The 3,517-nt window shown below is 62.2% G+C and carries 5 protein-coding genes; 3 read left to right on the forward strand and 2 right to left on the reverse strand.

Annotation, left to right across the window (positions count from 1 at the left end):
- Positions 1-476 (forward strand): aldo/keto reductase (locus EOA27_RS27895; RefSeq protein ID WP_145970570.1); only part of this gene is annotated, 476 nt, incomplete at its 5' end.
- Positions 473-952, forward strand: coding sequence for a MaoC family dehydratase (locus EOA27_RS27900; RefSeq protein ID WP_126079152.1), 480 nt, complete (start codon positions 473-475; stop codon positions 950-952). The genes EOA27_RS27895 and EOA27_RS27900, both read left to right, overlap by 4 nt.
- Before the next feature lie 473 nt (positions 953-1,425).
- Here EOA27_RS27900 and EOA27_RS40980 read toward each other — a convergent pair whose 3' ends face one another.
- Entirely contained in the window at positions 1,426-1,626 is a 201-nt protein-coding gene (locus EOA27_RS40980) for a hypothetical protein (RefSeq protein WP_189343390.1), read from the reverse strand.
- Here EOA27_RS40980 and EOA27_RS27905 point away from each other — a divergent pair.
- Positions 1,595-2,218, forward strand: coding sequence for an NAD(P)H-dependent oxidoreductase (locus EOA27_RS27905; RefSeq protein ID WP_126079153.1), 624 nt, complete (start codon positions 1,595-1,597; stop codon positions 2,216-2,218). The genes EOA27_RS40980 and EOA27_RS27905 overlap by 32 nt on opposite strands.
- Before the next feature lie 230 nt (positions 2,219-2,448).
- Here the strand turns inward: EOA27_RS27905 and EOA27_RS27910 are convergent.
- On the reverse strand, positions 2,449-3,517 hold a 1,069-nt coding region (locus tag EOA27_RS27910), incomplete at its 5' end, for a molybdopterin cofactor-binding domain-containing protein (RefSeq protein ID WP_145970571.1).

A 3,517-nucleotide genomic window follows, 5' to 3' on the forward strand; every position in this document is an offset into this window, starting at 1 on the left:
GCGTTGGGGTCAACGAATGGCAGGTTTGCCACGAGGCGCTGAAGCAGCGCGACTTCGACTGCTTCCTGCTGGCGGGCCGCTATACGCTGCTCGAACAGGAAGCCCTCGACGAGTTCCTGCCGCTTTGCGTCGAGCGCGGCGCGGCGGTGCTGGTCGGCGGGGGCTTCAATTCCGGCATCCTGGCCACGGGCGCCGTTCCCGGCGCCAAGTACAATTATTCACCGGCGCCAAAGCCCGTCATGGAGAAAGTGGCGAAGATCGAGGAGGTCTGCCGCGCGCATGGCGTGCCGCTGCCGGCCGCCGCCTTGCAGTTCGTGGTGGCGCATCCGGCCATCCCGTCCTTCTGCGCCGGCACTCGCACTGTCCAGCAACTCGAGCAGAACCTTGCCTGGTTCAGTTACCCGATCCCCGGCGAGTTCTGGCAAGACCTGAAGAAGAACGGGCTGTTGCGGGAAGACGCGCCGGTGCCGGCATGAGTGTCGACGTCCGAGGGAAATCGCTCACAGGCCTCGGGTTGAGCTACGAGGACGTGGAGATCGGCGACCATTTCGAAACGCCTTCCACAGAAGTGACCGCGGCCATCATAGAAGCGCTCGCGGAAATGACCGGTGACCGGTTCGAAATCCACATGAGCGACGAGGCGGCACATCGGCACGGCTTCCCGGCGCGTGTAGCGCATGGTCTGCTTGTGCTGTCCCTTGTCGATGGTCTGAAGAACAATGCCGTCGCCCGGTTCCGAGCCGTGGCCTCGCTCGGCTGGAGCTGGAGGTTTTCAGCCCCGGTGCTCGCCGGCGACATCATCAAAGCCGAGGTGACGGTCGCGGAAAAGCGGGCCACTCGCAATCCGGCCCGCGCGATTGTTCGTCTGCGGTTCGTCGTTTGCAATCAGTGGGGACGGACCGTACAGGAAGGCGAGAACGAGTTGATGATTTATCGACGTGACATGGCTTGAGAGAATTCGTTCCTACCTCCATAGAGGCAAAGCACGCGATCTGCTTTCAGGCAACGACGGAGCTTGACTCTACGACCGAGATGAGGCGCAAGGCTGACATTCCTTGCGCATGACTTTCGAATATCGCCTAAGATTGATGCTCACTCCGCCAGTCCCAAGATGATGACGGTTTCAATCTCCGATACGCTGCCTCCGCGTAGCGAACCCTGAGGCCCGATCACCGCGCCATCCGAGATACAGTGGCAAGGGACGCACAGGTTCTATTGGGGAACCGAACCTATCCATTTCTATTGGTAGCAACTGCGGCTGACCTTCCCTACGCATCTGAAAGCAAACGAGGATTTTTTTCACTAAGATTCCGCCTCTGGCACCATCGACTTAAGGTTGTGCGTATCTGCACCTAAACCTTTGTTTTTCAATGCGATTTTCTTTCGTTACTATCTTCAACAGCCTAACCGCAACATTCGGCTCCGTTAACCGGAACCGAACCGGCGCTTGAGGCGCGTGAGGTCGCGACGGCATTCCGGCCACGCCCACCTTGCCAATGAAAACACCTGACTCTTTCCGGCTGGCTGTTGCGCAGAAAGAGGCAACCAGTGGCTGCCCTTCGCGTTGGTCATCATATTCAGCCGGGAAGATTCGATGCCGCTCACCGCTTTTGCCTTGAATTGCACACTCAAGATTCCTCGGGACGATGACGAGTCCTCGACCGATCGAATGCTTGCTGAGTTGACCAACGCTTTGGCGGCACATGACGTCGGATGCGAAACGGCACGTGCGCTCGTCCACAACATCAAGCCCGGCGTGCTCTCCGACCTGGGCGAAGGCGACGACTGGCCGAAGCTGCGGGAAAAGATCCTGGCCGCCGACATCTTCATCCTTGGCCTGCCAATCTGGATGGGGCAGCCGTCGTCCGTTGCCAAGCGCGTGATGGAGCGGATGGACGCATTCCTGTCCGAGACCGACGACAGCGGACGCATGCCGGCGGCAGGCAAGGTCGCGTTGGTGGCGATCGTCGGCAATGAGGATGGCGCCCATCACTGCCATGCCGAGTGCTATCAGGCGCTCAACGATGTCGGCTTCACCGTTCCCGCCAATGGCGGCGTTTACTGGGTTGGAGAAGCGATGGGCGACGTCAACTTCGTCGATCTTCCCGGGACACCGGAGAAAGTCGTCAGCATGATCAAGATGGCGGCTTCCAATGCCGCTCATCTGGCCGGGCTCTTCAAGACCAAAAACTATGCCGGCGTGCCTGCCGGCGAGTGATATCGTACTCTTATCGCCCGGCCAGGACATCGGCATTTCCGCCGATGCCCGCACCGGCAAAGGAAGAATGGCGCTTGGACCGAAGGTGCGGGACAACGCCTATAGCGCCAACTGCCGGGAGCGTCGCCCATGTTGCCGCTAATGCCGACCAAGTCCGCGTGCCGAGGATCATCTTCGGGAGCTGGACGCACGGCTGAGCGCCTTGCCCGTCCGAAGGAGTAGCAGGACTGTTAGACGAGCAGTTGCTCGATCCTGATCGGCAGGTCGCGGATACGCTTGCCGGTGGCGTGGTAGACCGCGCTGGCGACGGCAGCGGCCGTGCCGACATTGCCGAGCTCGCCGAGGCCTTTCACGCCGGCGGGGTTGACCGCATGGTCGACCTCCGGCACCAGGATCACCTGCAGGTCCTTGATGTCGGCATTGACGGGCACAAGGTAGTCTTGCAGGTCGCGATTCACATAGCGCGCGTAGCGCCTGTCGACCTCGGTCGCCTCATGCAACGCCTGACTGATGCCCCAGATCATGCCGCCCATCAGCTGGCTGCGCGCCGTGCGGGTGTTCATGATGCGGCCGGCGGCAAAGGCGCCGACGATGCGCGGCACGCGGACTTCCCTGGTATAGCGGTTGATGCGGACTTCGACGAACTCGGCGCCGAAGGCGTATTTCACGGAATCCTCGTCCTGCTCGCCGCCATGGAACTCCGGCGTTCCGGCATAGAGCTTCTTCAGCGCCTCCGGCGTCGCGTTCTTGGGGGCGAACTCGGCATATTCCTCGATCGCGCCGACCTGCATGGCTTTCAGGACATCCCCGACCTTGGCCGACGCGCCGCTCTTCGCCACGATCTTGCCGCCGGCAAGCTCGAATTCCTCATTATGGGAGCTGGCCAGCGGACCGCCTTCCGCGGTCGCTGCGGCGTAGAGCTTGGTGCGGATAGCGTCGCAGGCCATGAGCACCGCCGAGCAAACACTTGCCGTGGAGATCGACCCGCCCGAGACCGGAGCCGGAGGCAGGCTGCTGTCGCCCATTTCGACGCTGATCCTATCGATGCTCACGCCGAGACGCTCCGACGCCATCTGGCCGGCCACCGTGCGAACGCCTGTGCCGATCTCGTGCGAACCGCATTGCAGCCGCACATCGCCGTCGACCGTCAGGCGCACGCGCGCCGCGCATGGCGCGACGGCAGTGGGGTAAATCGCCGTGGCGCAGCCCATGCCGACCAGCCAGTCGCCGTCGCGCATCGCGCCGACCTTCGGATCGCGGTCGGCCCAGCCAAAAGCTTCCGCCGCCTGGTCGTAGCAC

The organism is Mesorhizobium sp. M2A.F.Ca.ET.037.01.1.1, from assembly GCF_003998075.1.
Lineage (GTDB): Bacteria > Pseudomonadota > Alphaproteobacteria > Rhizobiales > Rhizobiaceae > Mesorhizobium.

Bases quoted from the DNA above. Each gene is read 5' to 3' on its own strand.
- EOA27_RS27905 (WP_126079153.1), top strand. From the start codon at position 1,595: ATGCCGCTCACCGCTTTTGCCTTGAATTGCACACTCAAGATTCCTCGG.
- EOA27_RS27900 (WP_126079152.1), top strand. From the start codon at position 473: ATGAGTGTCGACGTCCGAGGGAAATCGCTCACAGGCCTCGGGTTGAGC.